The following is a 15,355-nucleotide window of genomic DNA, read 5'->3' on the forward strand; positions in this document are numbered from 1 at the left end:
GTTGCGCCGCAGTTCGGAAGCCGCTCCCAGCTGATCGACGAAAAACACGAAGAGGACTTCACCGTGATCGACAAGAATTTCCGTCTCTCCCCGCTGACCGGCGCCATCCTGATGATGGCGCTCGGTGCATCGGGCACGCTCGCTGCTGCCCCGAAACTGCTGGTCAAGGAACCGACCCAGGCAGCATCGGCCGGCGCTGCGTTCAGTAGCCGCCTGATCGTGCGCTACAAGGACAACACTGCTGCCGCGACCGATCGCGCCAGCAAGCTGAGCGCGGTACAGGCTGCGGTCGGCCGTGTCGGTGCGAGCACCGGCGCACGCAGCAGCGCAGCCGCCGCCAAGGCGACGTATGTGCGCAAGCTCGGCATCGGCTCGGACCTGATCAAGCTGTCCAGCACGCTGACCACCGCCCAGGTGGACAAGGTGGTGGTCGAGCTCAAGAACGACCCGTCCGTGGCCGACGTGCAGATCGATCGCATGCTGCGCCCGGTCGACATCAAGAAGAGCGTCGCCGCCACCGACGTGACCCCGCAACTGGTCCCCAATGACCCGCTGTACGCGCAGTACCAGTGGCATCTGAGCAACCCCAACGGCGGCATCAATGCGCCGGCCGCTTGGGATCTGTCGCAGGGCGCGGGCGTGGTGGTGGCAGTGCTGGATACCGGCATCCTGCCGGGCCATCCCGACTTTGCCGGCAACCTGCTGCAGGGTTACGACTTCATCACCGATGCCGAAGTCTCGCGTCGTCCCACCGATGCCCGCGTGCCGGGCGCGCTGGATTACGGCGACTGGGAAGAGGCCGACAACGTCTGCTATGACGGCTCGGTGGCACAGGAAAGCTCCTGGCACGGCACCCACGTCTCGGGCACCGTGGCCGAGGCGACCAATAACGGCGTGGGCATGGCTGGCGTGGCGCCGAAGGCGACCATCCTGCCGGTGCGCGTGCTCGGCCGTTGCGGCGGCTACACCTCCGACATCGCCGATGCGATCGTCTGGGCGTCCGGCGGCACGGTCGCTGGCGTGCCGGCCAACACCAACCCGGCCGAGGTGATCAACATGAGCCTGGGTGGCGGCGAGCCCTGCGATTCGGCCACCCAGCTGGCGATCAACGGCGCGGTCGCGCGCGGCACCGCCGTGGTGGTGGCGGCCGGCAACAGCGGCGAAGATGCGGCCAACCATTCGCCGGCCAGCTGCAACAACACCATCACCGTGGGTGCCACGCGCATCACTGGCGGCATCACCTACTACTCCAACTACGGCAGCAAGGTCGACCTGTCCGGCCCGGGCGGCGGTGGCAGCGTGGACGGCAATCCGGGCGGTTACATCTGGCAGGCCGGCTACACCGGTGCGACCACGCCGACCTCGGGCACCTATACCTATATGGGCTTGGGTGGCACCTCGATGGCATCGCCGCACGTGGCCGGTGTCGTCGCCCTGGTGCAGAGCGCGGCGATCGGTCTGGGCGATGGCCCGCTGACCCCGGCCGCGGTGGAAGCCCTGCTCAAGCAGACCAGCCGTCGCTTCCCGGTGACCCCGCCGGCCAGCACCCCGATCGGCAGCGGTATCGTCGATGCCAAGGCCGCGCTGGAAGCGGTGTTGGTGGAGCCCTGCGACCCGGCCACCGAGAGCTGCGCGCCGACCGCCATCGCGCTGACCAACAAGGCCCCGCTGACCGGCCTGAGCGGTGCTTACGCCAGTTCCACGCTATACAGCTTCGAAGCCAAGGCCGGTGCCGTGCTCAGCTTCATGACCTATGGCGGCACCGGCGATGTGTCGGTGTACGTCAGCCATGAAGCCGAGCCCAGCGCCACCAGTTACGACGCCAAGTCGACCCGCCCGGGCAACAGCGAAACCGTGCGTTTCACTGCCCCCAAGGCCGGCACCTACTACATCAAGTTGGTGGGCGCTGCCGACTACGCGAAGCTGACGCTCGTCGCACGACAGTAAGCCGTCCCATAGTGTGACCGATGCCCCCGGCCAATCACCGGGGGCATCGTTTTTCAGGGCGATTCAGATGCGTACGGTTGATCGTCGCGGCAAACTGCTACAGTCGGCGCCGGACCAGTGGAGACGAGTGTGAACGCGGTTGCCGTCGATCCAATTGAGCATCGCAGTGCGGAGACACGCATCGTCGAAGCGCTGCTTGAACGCCGTCGTCTGAAAGATACCGATCTGCTGCGCGCGCGCCAGTTGCAGACCGAATCCGGTATGGGCCTGCTGGCCTTGCTGGGCCGTCTGGGCCTGGTGTCCGAACGCGATCATGCGGAGACCTGCGCCGATGTACTGGGTCTGCCGCTGGTGGATGCACGCCAGCTCGGCGATACCCCACCGGAAATGCTGCCGGAAGTGCAGGGGCTGTCGCTACGCTTCCTCAAACAATTTCATCTATGCCCGGTCGGCGAACGCGATGGCCGGCTGGAGTTGTGGATCGCCGATCCCTATGACGATTACGCGATCGACGCGGTGCGGCTTGCGACCGGCTGCCCGCTGTTGCTGCAGGTCGGCCTGCGCTCGGAAATCGATGACCTGATCGAGCGCTGGTACGGCCAGGGCCGCAGCGCGATGGGCACCATCGTGGAAACCGCCGATGGCGATGCCAACAGCAGCGACGATATCGAAGCGCTGCGCGATCTGGCGTCTGAAGCGCCGGTGATTCGCCTGGTCAATCTGGTGATCCAGCACGCGGTGGAACTGCGGGCATCGGACATCCATATCGAACCGTTCGAGAGCCGGCTCAAGGTGCGTTACCGCGTGGACGGCGTGCTGGTGGAAGGCGAAAGCCCGCCGGCCAAGCTCACCGCCGCGGTGATCAGCCGCATCAAGATCATGGCCAAGCTCAACATCGCCGAACGCCGGCTGCCGCAGGACGGCCGCATCATGCTGCGCGTGCAGGGCAAGGAGCTGGATCTGCGTGTCAGCACCGTGCCCACCGCGCACGGCGAGAGCGTGGTGATGCGCCTGCTCGATCGCGAAACGGTGGTATTCGACTTCTACAAGCTCGGCTTCACCGAAGAGTTTCTGCCGCAGTTCCGCAAGGTGCTGGAGCAACCGCACGGCATCATGCTGGTGACCGGCCCGACCGGTTCGGGCAAGACCACCACGCTGTACACCGCGTTGAGCCAGCTCAACACCTCGGACGTGAAGATCATCACCGTCGAGGACCCGGTGGAATACCAGATCGAAGGCATCAACCAGATCCAGGCCAAACCGCAGATCGGGCTGGATTTTGCCAACGCGCTGCGCAGCATCGTGCGTCAGGATCCGGACATCATCATGATCGGCGAAATGCGCGATCTGGAAACCGCGCGCATCGCGATCCAGTCCGCGCTCACCGGCCATCTGGTGCTGTCCACGCTGCACACCAACAACGCGGCCGGCGGTATCACCCGTCTGCTCGACATGGGCGTGGAAGACTATCTGCTCACCTCCACCATCAACGGCATCCTGGCGCAGCGCCTGGTGCGCAAACTCGACCTGGCCAACGCCGAGCGCTACCTGGCATCGCCGGAAGAAATCGAACGCTTCAACCTGCGCCGGCTGCAACCGGACGGCGAGATCTACCTGTATCGTCCGCGTGCCTCGGCTGCCGCGCCGACCGGTTACCTGGGCCGCACCACCATCGTCGAATTCCTGGTGATGAACGACGAACTGCGGCGCGCGGTGATGCGCCGCGCCGGCATGGGCGAGATCGAACAACTGGCGCGCAAGGCCGGCATGCGCACCATGTACGAGGACGGCCTGTCCAAGGCCTTGCGCGGCGAGACCACCATCGAAGAAGTGCTGCGCGTGACGGAGGATGCGTGAGAGTCAACGGAGCCACAACGAGCATCGGATGCTCAGGATCGGAAGATAAGCAGGGCAAGGTCCCGGCAACGCGTCGCGCACGCGTGCGTGTGCGCCCGGTGGCGCCAACGCAGCGCAGGATCCTGCTTTTCCCGATTCCCGAATCCCGAATCCCCACTCCCAGCCGTCCAGCCTGATGCCCCTGTACCGCTACAAAGCGCTCGACGCCCACGGCGAAATGCTCGATGGCCAGATGGAAGCGGCCAGCGACGCAGACGTTGCGCTGCGCCTGCAGGAGCAGGGCCACCTGCCGGTGGAAACGCGCTTGGCCACCGGTGAAAACGACTCGCCGTCGCTGCGCATGCTGTTGCGCAAGAAGCCGTTCGACAACGCCGCGCTGGTGCAGTTCACCCAGCAGTTGTCCACGCTGATCGGGGCCGGCCAGCCGCTGGATCGCGCCTTGTCGATCCTGATGGATCTGCCCGAAGACGACAAAAGCCGGCGCGTGATCGGCGATGTGCGCGACACCGTGCGTGGCGGCGCGCCGCTGTCCTCGGCGCTGGAACGCCAGCACGGGCTGTTTTCCAAGCTCTACATCAACATGGTGCGTGCGGGCGAAGCCGGCGGCAGCATGCAGGACACGCTGCAGCGCCTGGCCGATTACCTGGAGCGCAGCCGTGCGCTGCGCGGCAAGGTGATCAACGCGTTGATCTATCCGGCGATCCTGCTAGCGGTGGTCGGCTGCGCGTTGCTGTTCCTGCTCGGCTATGTGGTGCCGCAGTTCGCGCAGATGTACGAAAGCCTGGACGTGGCCTTGCCGTGGTTCACCCAGGCGGTGTTGAGCGTGGGCCTGCTGGTGCGCGACTGGTGGCTGGTGCTGATCGTGGTGCCGGGCGTGCTCGGGCTGTGGCTGGATCGCAAGCGCCGCAATGCCGCGTTCCGTGCCGCGCTGGATGAGTGGTTGCTGCGGCAGAAAGTGGTCGGCAGCCTGATCGCGCGCCTGGAAACCGCACGGCTGACGCGGACGCTGGGCACCTTGCTGCGCAACGGCGTGCCGCTGCTGGCGGCGATCGGCATTGCGCGCAATGTGATGTCCAACGTGGCGCTGGTCGAGGATGTCGACGCCGCGGCCGACGACGTCAAGAACGGCCATGGCCTGGCGATGTCGCTGGCACGCGGCAAGCGCTTCCCGCGGCTGGCCCTGCAGATGATCCAGGTCGGCGAAGAATCGGGCGCCCTGGACACGATGCTGCTCAAGACCGCCGACACCTTCGAGCTGGAAACCGCGCAAGCCATCGACCGCGCGCTGGCCGCGCTGGTGCCGTTGATCACGCTGGTGCTGGCCTCGGTAGTGGGGCTTGTCATCATTTCGGTGCTGGTGCCGCTGTATGACCTGACCAATGCCATCGGATAACGTGGCGGCGGATTCACAACAACTTTCCGGTGACCGCGCGACACCCATGCGGGAACCATTGCAATGCCCGCCGTGTCATCTTCTGGCGGCAGCATCTTTCATCGACGTGCAAGGAAATCGTTCATGATCAAGCGCTCCATCACCCGTAGTCCGTCGCGTGCAGGCCAGGCCGGCATGAGCCTGCTGGAAATCATCATCGTCATCGTCCTGATCGGCGCGGTGCTGACCCTGGTCGGCAGTCGTGTGCTCGGTGGTGCCGATCGCGGCAAGGCCAACCTGGCCAAATCGCAGATCCAGACCCTGGCTGGCAAGATCGAGAATTTCCAGCTCGACACCGGCAAGTTGCCGAGCAAGCTCGACGACCTGGTGACCCAGCCCGGCGGCAGCAGCGGCTGGCTGGGCCCGTATGCCAAGCCGGCCGAACTCAACGACCCGTGGGGCCACACCATCGAATACCGCGCGCCCGGCGATGGCCAGCCGTTCGATCTGATCAGCCTGGGCAAGGACGGCCGCCCCGGTGGCAGCAGTTACGACGCGGACATCAAGTACCAATAAGCCGTTTGCCATGCGCGTTGCGTGTCAGCCGTTGCGTCATCCGCATGGAGTGGTCGGCCCTGGTCGTCCCCGCACGCGTGGCAGTTCGTTGCTGGAGATGTTGCTGGTCATCGCCCTGATCGCGATGGCCGGCGTATTGGCCGCCGCCGCGCTCAACGGCGGGATCGACGGCATGCGCCTGCGCACCGCCGGCAAGGCAATCGCCTCGCAGCTGCGCTATACGCGTACCCAGGCGATTGCCACCGGCACGCCGCAGCGGTTTCTGATCGATCCGCAGCAGCGCCGCTGGGAAGCCCCCGGCGGCCACCACGGCGATCTGCCGTCGTCGCTGGAGGTACGCTTCACCGGCGCGCGGCAGGTGCAGTCGCGGCAGGATCAGGGCGCCATCCAGTTTTTCCCCGACGGCGCGTCCACCGGCGGGCGCATCGATCTGCACGTCAAGGATGCGACCTGGCGCGTGGACGTGGGCTGGATCACCGGCGAAGTGCGTTCCGGGCAGTTGCGGACGCCTGCGCCATGAAGCGCCAGCGCGGTTACACGCTGATCGAGGTGATCGTCGCCTTTGCGTTGCTGGCGCTGGCGTTGAGCCTGTTGCTGGGATCGCTGTCCGGTGCCGCGCGTCAGGTGCGTGCGGCTGACGAGAGCACGCGCGCCACCCTGCATGCGCAATCGTTGCTCGCGGCGCAGGGCATGGATAAACCGCTGGTGCCCGAGCAGCAGCAAGGCACCTTCGAAGACGGGCATTTCCGTTGGTCGATGGATGTGCGCCCGTACGACGAGCCGCGCCGCAATCCGCAGGCGCCGGTCTCCCCCGGCGCACACACGCTGCTGCAGCTGACCCTGGTGGTGCGCTGGGGCGAGCAGCCCAATCAGGTCCTGCAGTGGCGCACCTTGCGGCTGGTGGCTGCGGCGCAACCGGGCAGCGCGCCATGAGTCGCTCGCGCAGTGCCGGCTTCACCTTGATCGAAGTGTTGCTGGCGACCATGTTGCTGGTCGGCGGGCTGGCATTGGCGTTTGCCACCTTGCGCTCGGCCAGTGCGGTCAGCCAGCGCGGCGAGGCGATCGCCCAGCGCAGCGAACGCGTGCGTGCGGTGGAAGAATTCCTGCGCCGGCGGCTGGCGGCGGCACTGCCGATCGCAATGGGCATCGACCCGCAGAGTCAGCAGCCGATGCTGTTCATCGGCGAGCCGCAGCGTCTGCGTTTTGCCGCCGATGTACCGGATTACCTGGGCCGCGGCGGGCCGTACCTGCACGATCTGTCGGTGGCCGGCGATGGTGAACAGCGCACGCTGCGGATCGCGTTGACCATGCTGCAATCGGGCAAGTCGATCGAAGAGGGCACCACGCTGCCGCCGGAAACACTCGCCGAAGACGTGCAGCAGGTGAGCTTTCGGTATCGCGGGATGGATCCGCAGAGCGGCCGCCTGAGCGCATGGTTGCCGCAGTGGGAATGGCACGACCGTCTGCCGTTGCTGGTGCGCATCGAGATCCGTAGCGGCGGTGCCGCCTGGCCGCCGCTGGTGGTGGCCTTGCCGCAATCCAGCAACCCGGGAGCGGGGCAATGAGCGCAATGCGCGGTGCCGCGCTGGTGTTGGTGTTGTGGCTGATTGCGCTGCTCACCGCGATGATCGGTGCATTCGCGCTGACCGCGCGGGTGGAAGCGCTGCAGGGCAGCATGCTGCGCAATGGCGCGCAGGCGCAGGAATACGCGCGCTCCGGGCTGGAATACGCACTGTCCCGCCTGCAAAGCACCGACACCCAGGCACGCTGGCTCGCAGACGGCCGGCGCTATCGTTGGCAGATGGACGATGCCACGGTGGAGATCCGCATTACCGACGAAAGCGGCAAGGTGGACTTGAACATGGCCGAGCCTGCGCTGCTGGCCGGCCTGGTACGCGCGGTCGGTGGCGAACAGGGCCGCGATACGCGCATTGCCGGTGCGATCGTCGACTGGCGCGATGGCGATTCGTTGAGCCAGCCCGGCGGCGGCGCGGAAGATCGCGATTATGCCGATGCCGGATTGCCGTACGGCGCCAAGGATGGCCCGTTCGAAACGCTGGGCGAGTTGCGCCTGGTGCTGGGAATGGATGGCGAGCTGTATCGCAAGCTATTGCCCAACCTCACCTTGTACAGCGGACGCTCGCGCCCCGAGGCGCGCTTTGCGCCGGGCCCGGTGCTGACCGCGATGGGCCTGGATGCGCGGCAACTGCTGGCCCAGCGTGACGCGCCGCCGGGTTTGCCGGGCAGCGAGGCGACGGTCGGTGGGTCGGACACTTATAGTATCGAGAGCCGGGCGCGACTGAGTCAGGGACGCGAGGCTGTGTTGCGGGCGGTGGTCTCCACCAGTGCGTCCGCATTACCTGGGTCGGCGTATACCGTGTTGCGTTGGGAAGAGGGAGCAGCAGTGCAATGACCGCATGGCGGGACACCTTGGGTCGTATCGGCGTACGCGCCATGCCGGGAGCCGGAGGCTTCTGGCGTTGGTGGCAACAATCGCTGCTGGCCTGGCTGCCGCAGCGCTGGCAATGGCAGTTGGGCCTGTCGCCGTCGCGGCTGTTGTTGCAGCCCGATGGGCAGGCGTTGCAGTTGCTGCGTCAGCGCGATCACAGCAGCGAGACCATCGCCAGCCTGCCGTGGCCGGTGCAGCCGCAGGAAGTGCATGCCTTGCTGCCGACCGCGCTGGAAGGCCTGCCGCGGCATTGGCTGCTGCCGGCCGCGCATGCCTTGCGCCGTCCGTTGCGCCTGCCTGCTGCGGCAGCGGCGCGCCTGCAGGATGTGGCGCGCTTCGAGATCGATCGGCAAACCCCGTTCACTGCCGACCAGGTGTACTTCGATGCGCGCGTGCTGGACGTGCGCGAAGACGGCCAGCTCGATGCCGAACTGGTGGTGGTGCCGCGGCGCCTGATCGATGGCCCGGACGGCGTGCCCGACGCATGGGCCAGCGCCTTGTCCGGCATCGATGTCGCCAATGCGCAGGGCCTGCCATTGGGCGTGAACCTGCTGCCGCCGGCACGACGGCTGCGGCGCAGCGACCCGATGCAGCGCTGGAATCTGTTGCTGGCTGCCGCCGCACTGGTGCTGCTGGCCGTGGCCGGCTGGCTGCTGCTGGACAACCGCCGCCAGGCCGCCGACGACTTGCGTGCCAAGGTGCAGGCCAACGCCGCGCGTGCGCGCCAGGTCGCCGCCGAACGCCAGCAATTGCTGGATCTGGTCGAAGGGGCCAACTTCTTCCAGCAGCAACGCGCCACCCGCCCCACCTCGGTGGAAATCTGGGACGAGCTGAGCCGGCGTCTGCCGGGCGGCACCTACCTGGAAAAATTTTCGGTCGAAGGTGGGCAATTGCAGTTGATCGGCTTGAGCAACGAAGCCTCCTCGCTGGTGCGGCGCCTGGAAGGCTCGCCGCTGTGGCGCACGCCCTCGCTGACCGGCGTGCTGCAGAGCGATGCCGGTCGCAACGTCGACCGCTTCACCATCACCGCCGAACTGGCCGGCCCCGATGCCAAGGAGGCGGCCGATGCCACGCAGCGTTAAGCGCGATCGCTGGATCGCTTTGGGCCTGCTGTTGCTGGTGATCGGCGTGGCCTATCTGGTGCTGGTGCACCCCTGGTTCACCCAGCCGATGATCGCGGTGCAGGACGACCTGCAAGCGCTGCGCGAGCGCGAGCTGCGCGTGCGCGTGCAACTGCAGCAGGCGCCGGAAGTCAGCAAACGGCTACGCCAGGCGCGCCAGACCCTGGAAAGCCGCCCGGGCTTCCTGCCGGAAACCTCGGCCGAACTGGCATCGGCCGGCCTGGTGCAGCGGCTGGAACGCGCCGTGGTGGAAGCCAGCCCCGGCAACCGCAGCTGCGCGATCAGCAACCGCTCGCCGCTGCAGCCGGAAAGCAAGGATCGCTTCACCCGCGTCGCGGTGCAGGTACGCCTGCGCTGCGGCACCCCGGAGCTGGCCTCGGTGCTGTACAGCCTGGAAAACGGCACCCCGCGCCTGTTCGTGGACAACCTCAACGTGATGGCGCAGCGCTACCAACTCTCGCCCAACGAAAGCGGCAACGGCCTGGATATCGCCTTCGAACTGGCCGGCTACCTGCGCCCCGGCGCCAGCGCCGCGCCGTTGAACACCGACGCCGCGCCCGCCGCCCCCGACGCCGCGGAGGCCAGCAATGCGCCTTGACATGATCGGTCTGCGCACCTGGCTGCTGGCCACTGTGGTCGGCTGGGCGCTGCTGGTGTGCGTGCTGGCCGTGGCCGGGCTGGGCAAGCGCGTGGAGCTGCTGCCGGACGACCCGGCGCTGGTGCAGCGCCTGCCCACCCTGCCGGCCCCAGCGCCGGAACGGCTGGGCGCGTTCGAAAAATATTCGGAGATCGCCGCGCATCCGGCCTTCGCCGAAGACCGCCTGCCGCATCCGTTCTTCCTGTCCGGCAACGACGGCAGCAGCGCCGCCTCGACGGTGCGCCTGACCGGCGTGCTGCTGACGGACAACTTCAAGATGGCCACGCTGACGCTGGATCCACAGGATTCGGTGCGGGTGCAGCTGGGCGGCGAAGCGGTCAAGGGCTGGCGCCTGCTCGCCCTGCAGCCGCGCAGCGCAACCATCGAAGGCCCCGGCGGCACCCAGACACTGGAGCTGCACGTGTTCAACGGCCTGGGTGGGCAACCGCCCACCGCCAATGCGGGCGCGCGTGGCGCTGCCGGCGCCGTCCCGCCATTACCGTCGCCCGATGCCGCCGCGGTCGCACCGACGCAGCCGCCGCAGACCCAGCCCGCCACGCCGCCACAGCAGCCCGGCGGACAGGCACCGCCAACGGTGCCGCCGCAGCGCAGCGATGGCGCGCAGGAAGCTCCACGCCCCTCCGACGATCAGATGCGTGCCATCCGCGAACGTATCGAAGCCCGACGCCGCCAGCTGCAACAGCAGCGCCAGAGCGGCTCTACCACCGGTCAGACCCAATGAGTGAACGCATGACGCCGCGCCTGTTTCCCGTGTCCCTGCTGATTGGCCTGCTGGCCGGTTGCGCCACCACTCCGCCACCGGACGTGCGCCGCAACGCGCGCCTGGATCCGCAAGTCGGCGCCGCCGGCGCCACCCAGCCCCTCGCCGAGCAGCGTGCCGACGGCAACGCCGACGCCAAGCCCAGCCCGGTGATCCGCCGCGGCAGCGGCACCATGATCAACCAGGGCGCCGCGTCTGCGCCGTCGCCCACGCTGGGCATGGCCAGCAGCGGCAGCGCCACCTTCAACTTCGAAGGCGAATCGGTGCAGGCGGTGGTCAAGGCCATCCTGGGCGACATGCTGGGGCAGAACTACGTCATCGCCCCCGGCGTGCAGGGCACCGTCACCCTGGCCACGCCCAATCCGGTCTCGCCGGCGCAGGCGCTGAACCTGCTGGAGATGGTGCTGGGCTGGAACAACGCGCGCATGGTGTTCAGCGGTGGCCGTTACAACATCGTGCCGGCCGATCAGGCATTGGCCGGGACCGTCGCGCCCAGTACCGCCTCGCCCTCGGCCGCGCGCGGTTTCGAAGTGCGCGTGGTGCCGCTGAAGTTCATCTCCGCCAGCGAAATGAAGAAGGTGCTCGAGCCCTACGCGCGCCCGAACGCCATCGTCGGTACCGACCCGGCGCGCAACGTGATCACCCTGGGCGGCACTCGCGCCGAGCTGGAGAACTACCTGCGCACCGTGCAGATCTTCGACGTGGACTGGTTGTCGGGCATGTCGGTGGGCGTGTTCCCGATCCAGTCCGGCAAGGCCGAAAAAGTCAGCGCCGATCTGGAAAAGGTGTTCGGCGAGCAGAGCAAGACGCCCAGCGCCGGCATGTTCCGTTTCATGCCGCTGGAAAACGCCAATGCGGTGCTGGTGATCACACCGCAGCCGCGCTACCTGGACCAGATCCAGCAGTGGCTGGACCGCATCGACAGCGCCGGTGGTGGCGTGCGGCTGTTCTCCTACGAATTGAAGTACATCAAGGCCAAGGACCTGGCCGATCGGTTGTCGGAAGTGTTCGGCGGACGCAGCAACAGCGGCGACTCCAACGCGTCGCTGGCGCCGGGCGCCGAGAGCAGCGTGCTTGGCGGTGCGCTGGGTAACCGCGACAGCAGCATGGGCGGCAGCTCGGGCATGACCGGAGGCAGCATCGGTGAGAGCAACGATGACAGCTCCTCCGGCAGCAGCTTCGGTGGCAGCAGTGGCAGTGGAAGCAGCAGCGGTGGACTGGGCAACGGCAGCCTGCAGTTATCGCCGCGCAGCAACGGCAATGGCGCGGTAACGCTGGAAGTGCAAGGCGACAAGGTCGGCGTATCGGCAGTGGCCGAAACCAACACCTTGCTGGTGCGCTCCACCCCGCAGGCATGGACGTCCATCCGCGATGTCATCGAGAAACTCGACGTGATGCCGATGCAGGTGCATATCGAAGCGCAGATTGCGGAGGTCAATCTGACCGGCGAGCTAAGTTATGGCGTGAACTGGTACTTTGAAAATGCGGTGACAACACCGTTCAATGCCGATGGCAGTGGCGGACCTGCCCTGCCACCGGCTGCGGGCCGTAATATCTGGGGCGACATTGCTGGTAGCGTGACTGGCAACGGCGTTGGCTGGACATTCCTTGGCAAAAATGCCGCAGCCGTCATCAGCGCGCTGGACCGGGTGACTAATGTCCGCCTGCTGCAGACGCCATCGGTGTTTGTGCGTAACAACGCCGAGGCCACGCTCAATGTTGGCTCACGCATTCCGATCAATTCCACTTCGATCAACACCGGTCTGGGCAGCGACAGCAGTTTCTCTTCGGTGCAGTACATCGATACTGGTGTGATCCTGAAAGTGCGTCCGCGGGTCACCAAGGACGGCATGGTGTTCCTGGATATCGTGCAGGAAGTCAGCACACCCGGTGCACGACCTGCAGCGTGTACGGCGGCGGCAACCACTACAGTCAACAGCGCTGCCTGCAACGTCGATATCAATACACGTCGCGTCAAGACCGAAGCTGCGGTGCAGAGTGGCGACACCATGATGCTGGCTGGGCTAATCGATGACAGCACGACCGATGGCAGCTCCGGCGTGCCGTTCCTAAGTAAGTTGCCAGTTGTAGGGGCCCTGTTTGGTAGCAAAACCCGCGACAACAACCGCCGCGAAGTTATCGTGCTGATCACTCCGTCGATCGTGCGCAACCCGCAGGAAGCGCGCAATCTCACCGACGAATACGGTCAGAAGTTCAAGGCCATGGAGCCGCTGAAACCCAGCCAGAAGCCGCAATGAGTGCGGCACTGCCCGTCGTGCTGGTGCCGGTCGGCACCGACGACGAGGCCCTGGATGCCTGCCTGGGCGCACTGGATGCCGCCACGCCCGCCGGCACGCGGGTGTGGCTGGCCGACGACGCGCAGGCCGGCCCGCGCGGCCGCGCGGTGATCGCGCACTGGCTGGCGCGCACGCGGCTGCAGGCGCATCATACCCGTCGTCAGCGCATGCTCGGCGAGGTGGCGCATCTGGACGAAATGCTGAGCGGCTGCGGCGATGCCGATGTGGTGGTGCTGGGTGTGGATGCCTGCCCGCTGCCGGGTTGGTTGAATCAGCTCGACGCCTGCTTTGCGCGCGATGCGGCGATCGCCACCGCCACCCCGTGGAGCAATGTGGGCGAAGCCTGCAGCTGGCCACGCCTAGGTGAACTCAATCCGATGCCTGCCGCGCCGGAGCGGCTTGCCGCTGCGTGTGCGGCGATGCCGCCACTGCATCCGGAACTGCCGTCGGCAATCGGCCACGCGGTGCTGCTACGTGGCAGCGCGCGGCGCAAGGCCGGCGGCCTTGACGCCAGCAGCTATGGCTCCTGGTATGCGGCACTTGTAGACCTGAGCCTGCGCATGGGTGGGCTGGGATGGCGCAACGTGCTGTGCGACACCGCCTTTGTCGTCTCGCCGCACGAAGGCCGCCCTGCCGATGGCGACATGGATGCACTGGCCACACGCTGGCCGGCCTGGCACGCACGCCTGGCCAACTTCCTGATGCACGACCCGCTGCGCGCGCAGCGCGAACAACTGAGTCGGCTGCTGGCCGAACTGCCGCCCCCCGATCCGCAACGCATGCTGTTCGACGCCTAGCCGTCCGCAAACAACGCCTTCCGCGCATGCCGGCGGTGGCGCAGCGACGTCGCGATGACTGACGAGACGTCGCGAGCCGATGAGCAGGAACGCGCTCAAGTGGCGATCGCTGGCGCAGGAAGTTCAGCATGTCAAGGGCGAGACGGTGAAACTGGCGTTTGTCGATCATGGCTACATAGGCCAGGGCCGGCCGAAGCCGCGCAGGAGGAAGGCGTCGAACTGCACGTGGTAAAACTGCCGGAGGCCAAGAAAGGCTTTGTATTGCTGCCGCGCCGCTGGGTCGTGGAGCGCAGTTTCGGTTGGGTCAATCGGTTCCGACGCCTGGCCCGTGATTACGAACGCCTGCCGGAAACCCTGGCTGGACTTCACTTCGTTGTCTTCTCCATCCTCATGCTTGGAAATGCCACGTCTCTACTTCAAAGGTCATAACACGCTCTAAGTTAACAATCTAGGGCCTGTTAACACTAATGGATTGAGCGATTAAACTATCAGGCATGGAGATCACGCCAGCGCAATTTTCCCTGATCGAACACTGCCTGCCGGCGCAGCGCGGCAATGTCAGCATGACCAACCTGCAATTGGTCAACGCCATCCTTTACGTTGCCGAGCATGGGTGCAAATGGCGCGGCCTACCCAAGCGCTTTGGCAACTGGGACACGGTGTACACGCGCTTGAACCGTTGGGCCAAGGCGGGTGTGCTGGACCGGATGTTCGCCCAATTGCAGAAGTCCCAGATCGTACGCATCAAAATTGAAGAGATTTCACTGGACTCCTCCAGCGTCAAGGTGCATCCAGATGGCACGGGTGCTTTAAAAAAACGGCCCGCAAGCCATCGGCAAGTCGCGCGGTGGATGGAACACCAAAATTCATCTGGTTGCCGCAGATGCTCGAACAGCCATCACCTTTCGGATTGACGCCGGGCAACGCGCATGACGCACCGGCAGGCCGCACTTTGCTTGAATATCTGGGGGCAGTGGAGCGGCCGATTCATTTGTTGATGGACCGTGCTTACTAAGGCAACGAAACCCGCCAGTTGGCGCTCGATCTTGGCTTCGTGCCGGTGGTCCCGCCGAAATCCAATCGGGTCGAGCCTTGGGAATACAACAGGGAGATGTACAAGAGGCGCAACGAAGTAGAGAGGCTATTCCGTCGTTTGAAAGGTTACCGCCGAATTTTCACTCGCTTCGAGAAGCTGGACGTCATGTTCCTCGCTTTCCTCAGCTTCGCCCTAGTCGTTGAAGGGCTTCTAATGTGTCAACAGGCCCTAGTTCAGTTGAAATGCATTCTGCAACGCGCTACTTTCTTGATACAGGGGATGGCTAAATGAGGAAATTTTATGAAAGCTGCTCATGTCAAGTTTTTTTCCATATTTGCTCTTGGTTTTTTCTCCCTCCCGGTGTTGGGGCAAGTGGTTATTCCAAGAGTTTTCCTGATTAGCCCTGACCATCAGCCGCCTGTCGCAGGATCTGCGCCGCGCTGGGTGGATGCTGCTGTCACCTGAAGCCAACGAGGTGGCGTGAT

The 15,355-nt window shown here is 65.8% G+C and carries 14 protein-coding genes and 2 pseudogenes; 15 read left to right on the forward strand and 1 reads right to left on the reverse strand.

All coding sequences use genetic code 11. From position 1 onward, the window contains the following. Window positions 1-63: 63 nt before the first annotated feature. The 15 genes and pseudogenes from XCSCFBP4642_RS0105915 to XCSCFBP4642_RS28305 form a co-directional block, all read left to right on the forward strand. Complete coding sequence (locus tag XCSCFBP4642_RS0105915; protein ID WP_029218996.1) at window positions 64-1,947, forward strand: diffusible signal factor-reguated S8 family serine peptidase; 1,884 nt, start codon at window positions 64-66, stop codon at window positions 1,945-1,947. A 129-nt stretch (window positions 1,948-2,076) separates the two neighbouring features. Further along, window positions 2,077-3,804 (forward strand): type II secretion system ATPase GspE, encoded by a 1,728-nt coding sequence (gene gspE, locus XCSCFBP4642_RS0105920; RefSeq protein WP_029218997.1) that lies wholly within the window; start codon window positions 2,077-2,079, stop codon window positions 3,802-3,804. A 175-nt stretch (window positions 3,805-3,979) separates the two neighbouring features. Beyond that, complete coding sequence (gene xpsF / locus XCSCFBP4642_RS0105925; RefSeq protein WP_016901931.1) at window positions 3,980-5,197, forward strand: type II secretion system protein XpsF; 1,218 nt, start codon at window positions 3,980-3,982, stop codon at window positions 5,195-5,197. 123 nt (window positions 5,198-5,320) lie between these two features. After that, the gene (gspG, locus tag XCSCFBP4642_RS0105930; protein ID WP_024939118.1) at window positions 5,321-5,752 is read left to right on the forward strand and encodes a type II secretion system major pseudopilin GspG; all 432 of its coding nucleotides are present in this window, start codon (window positions 5,321-5,323) and stop codon (window positions 5,750-5,752) included. Between the two features lie 10 nt (window positions 5,753-5,762). Then, window positions 5,763-6,272: a type II secretion system protein XpsH gene (gene xpsH / locus XCSCFBP4642_RS0105935; protein WP_029218998.1), complete on the forward strand. Its 510-nt coding sequence runs from the start codon at window positions 5,763-5,765 to the stop codon at window positions 6,270-6,272. Next, the gene (xpsI, locus tag XCSCFBP4642_RS0105940) at window positions 6,269-6,685 is read left to right on the forward strand and encodes a type II secretion system protein XpsI (protein WP_029218999.1); all 417 of its coding nucleotides are present in this window, start codon (window positions 6,269-6,271) and stop codon (window positions 6,683-6,685) included. Before xpsH ends, xpsI begins: the two co-directional genes overlap by 4 nt. Next, window positions 6,682-7,317 carry a type II secretion system protein J gene (locus XCSCFBP4642_RS0105945; RefSeq protein ID WP_016901925.1) on the forward strand — a complete coding sequence of 212 codons (636 nt, stop codon included), beginning with the start codon at window positions 6,682-6,684 and terminating at the stop codon, window positions 7,315-7,317. The genes xpsI and XCSCFBP4642_RS0105945 overlap by 4 nt, the downstream gene beginning before the upstream one ends. Continuing rightward, a complete protein-coding gene (locus tag XCSCFBP4642_RS0105950) occupies window positions 7,314-8,165 on the forward strand; it encodes a type II secretion system minor pseudopilin (protein WP_016901924.1) in 852 nt (283 codons plus the stop codon). Before XCSCFBP4642_RS0105945 ends, XCSCFBP4642_RS0105950 begins: the two co-directional genes overlap by 4 nt. Further along, a complete protein-coding gene (locus XCSCFBP4642_RS0105955) occupies window positions 8,162-9,283 on the forward strand; it encodes a PilN domain-containing protein (protein WP_029219000.1) in 1,122 nt (373 codons plus the stop codon). The genes XCSCFBP4642_RS0105950 and XCSCFBP4642_RS0105955 overlap by 4 nt, the downstream gene beginning before the upstream one ends. Next, window positions 9,267-9,920, forward strand: a complete 654-nt coding sequence (gspM, locus tag XCSCFBP4642_RS0105960; RefSeq protein WP_016901906.1) for a type II secretion system protein GspM — start codon at window positions 9,267-9,269, stop codon at window positions 9,918-9,920. The genes XCSCFBP4642_RS0105955 and gspM overlap by 17 nt, the downstream gene beginning before the upstream one ends. Beyond that, complete coding sequence (gene xpsN, locus XCSCFBP4642_RS0105965; protein ID WP_029219001.1) at window positions 9,910-10,701, forward strand: type II secretion system protein XpsN; 792 nt, start codon at window positions 9,910-9,912, stop codon at window positions 10,699-10,701. The genes gspM and xpsN overlap by 11 nt, the downstream gene beginning before the upstream one ends. Beyond that, window positions 10,698-12,998: a type II secretion system secretin GspD gene (gene gspD / locus XCSCFBP4642_RS0105970; RefSeq protein WP_029219002.1), complete on the forward strand. Its 2,301-nt coding sequence runs from the start codon at window positions 10,698-10,700 to the stop codon at window positions 12,996-12,998. Before xpsN ends, gspD begins: the two co-directional genes overlap by 4 nt. Continuing rightward, entirely contained in the window at window positions 12,995-13,834 is an 840-nt protein-coding gene (locus XCSCFBP4642_RS0105975; RefSeq protein ID WP_029219003.1) for a glycosyltransferase family 2 protein, read from the forward strand. The genes gspD and XCSCFBP4642_RS0105975 overlap by 4 nt, the downstream gene beginning before the upstream one ends. A 75-nt stretch (window positions 13,835-13,909) precedes the next feature. Beyond that, window positions 13,910-14,263: pseudogene (locus tag XCSCFBP4642_RS30700) on the forward strand (transposase); the annotation flags it as partial. Between the two features lie 65 nt (window positions 14,264-14,328). Further along, window positions 14,329-15,080: pseudogene (locus tag XCSCFBP4642_RS28305) on the forward strand (IS5 family transposase); the annotation flags it as partial. An 18-nt stretch (window positions 15,081-15,098) separates the two neighbouring features. Here XCSCFBP4642_RS28305 and XCSCFBP4642_RS29920 read toward each other — a convergent pair. After that, the coding region (locus XCSCFBP4642_RS29920) for a hypothetical protein (RefSeq protein WP_235048310.1) at window positions 15,099-15,355 on the reverse strand (257 nt) is incomplete at its 5' end.

It is taken from the genome of Xanthomonas cassavae CFBP 4642, assembly GCF_000454545.1.
GTDB lineage: Bacteria > Pseudomonadota > Gammaproteobacteria > Xanthomonadales > Xanthomonadaceae > Xanthomonas > Xanthomonas cassavae.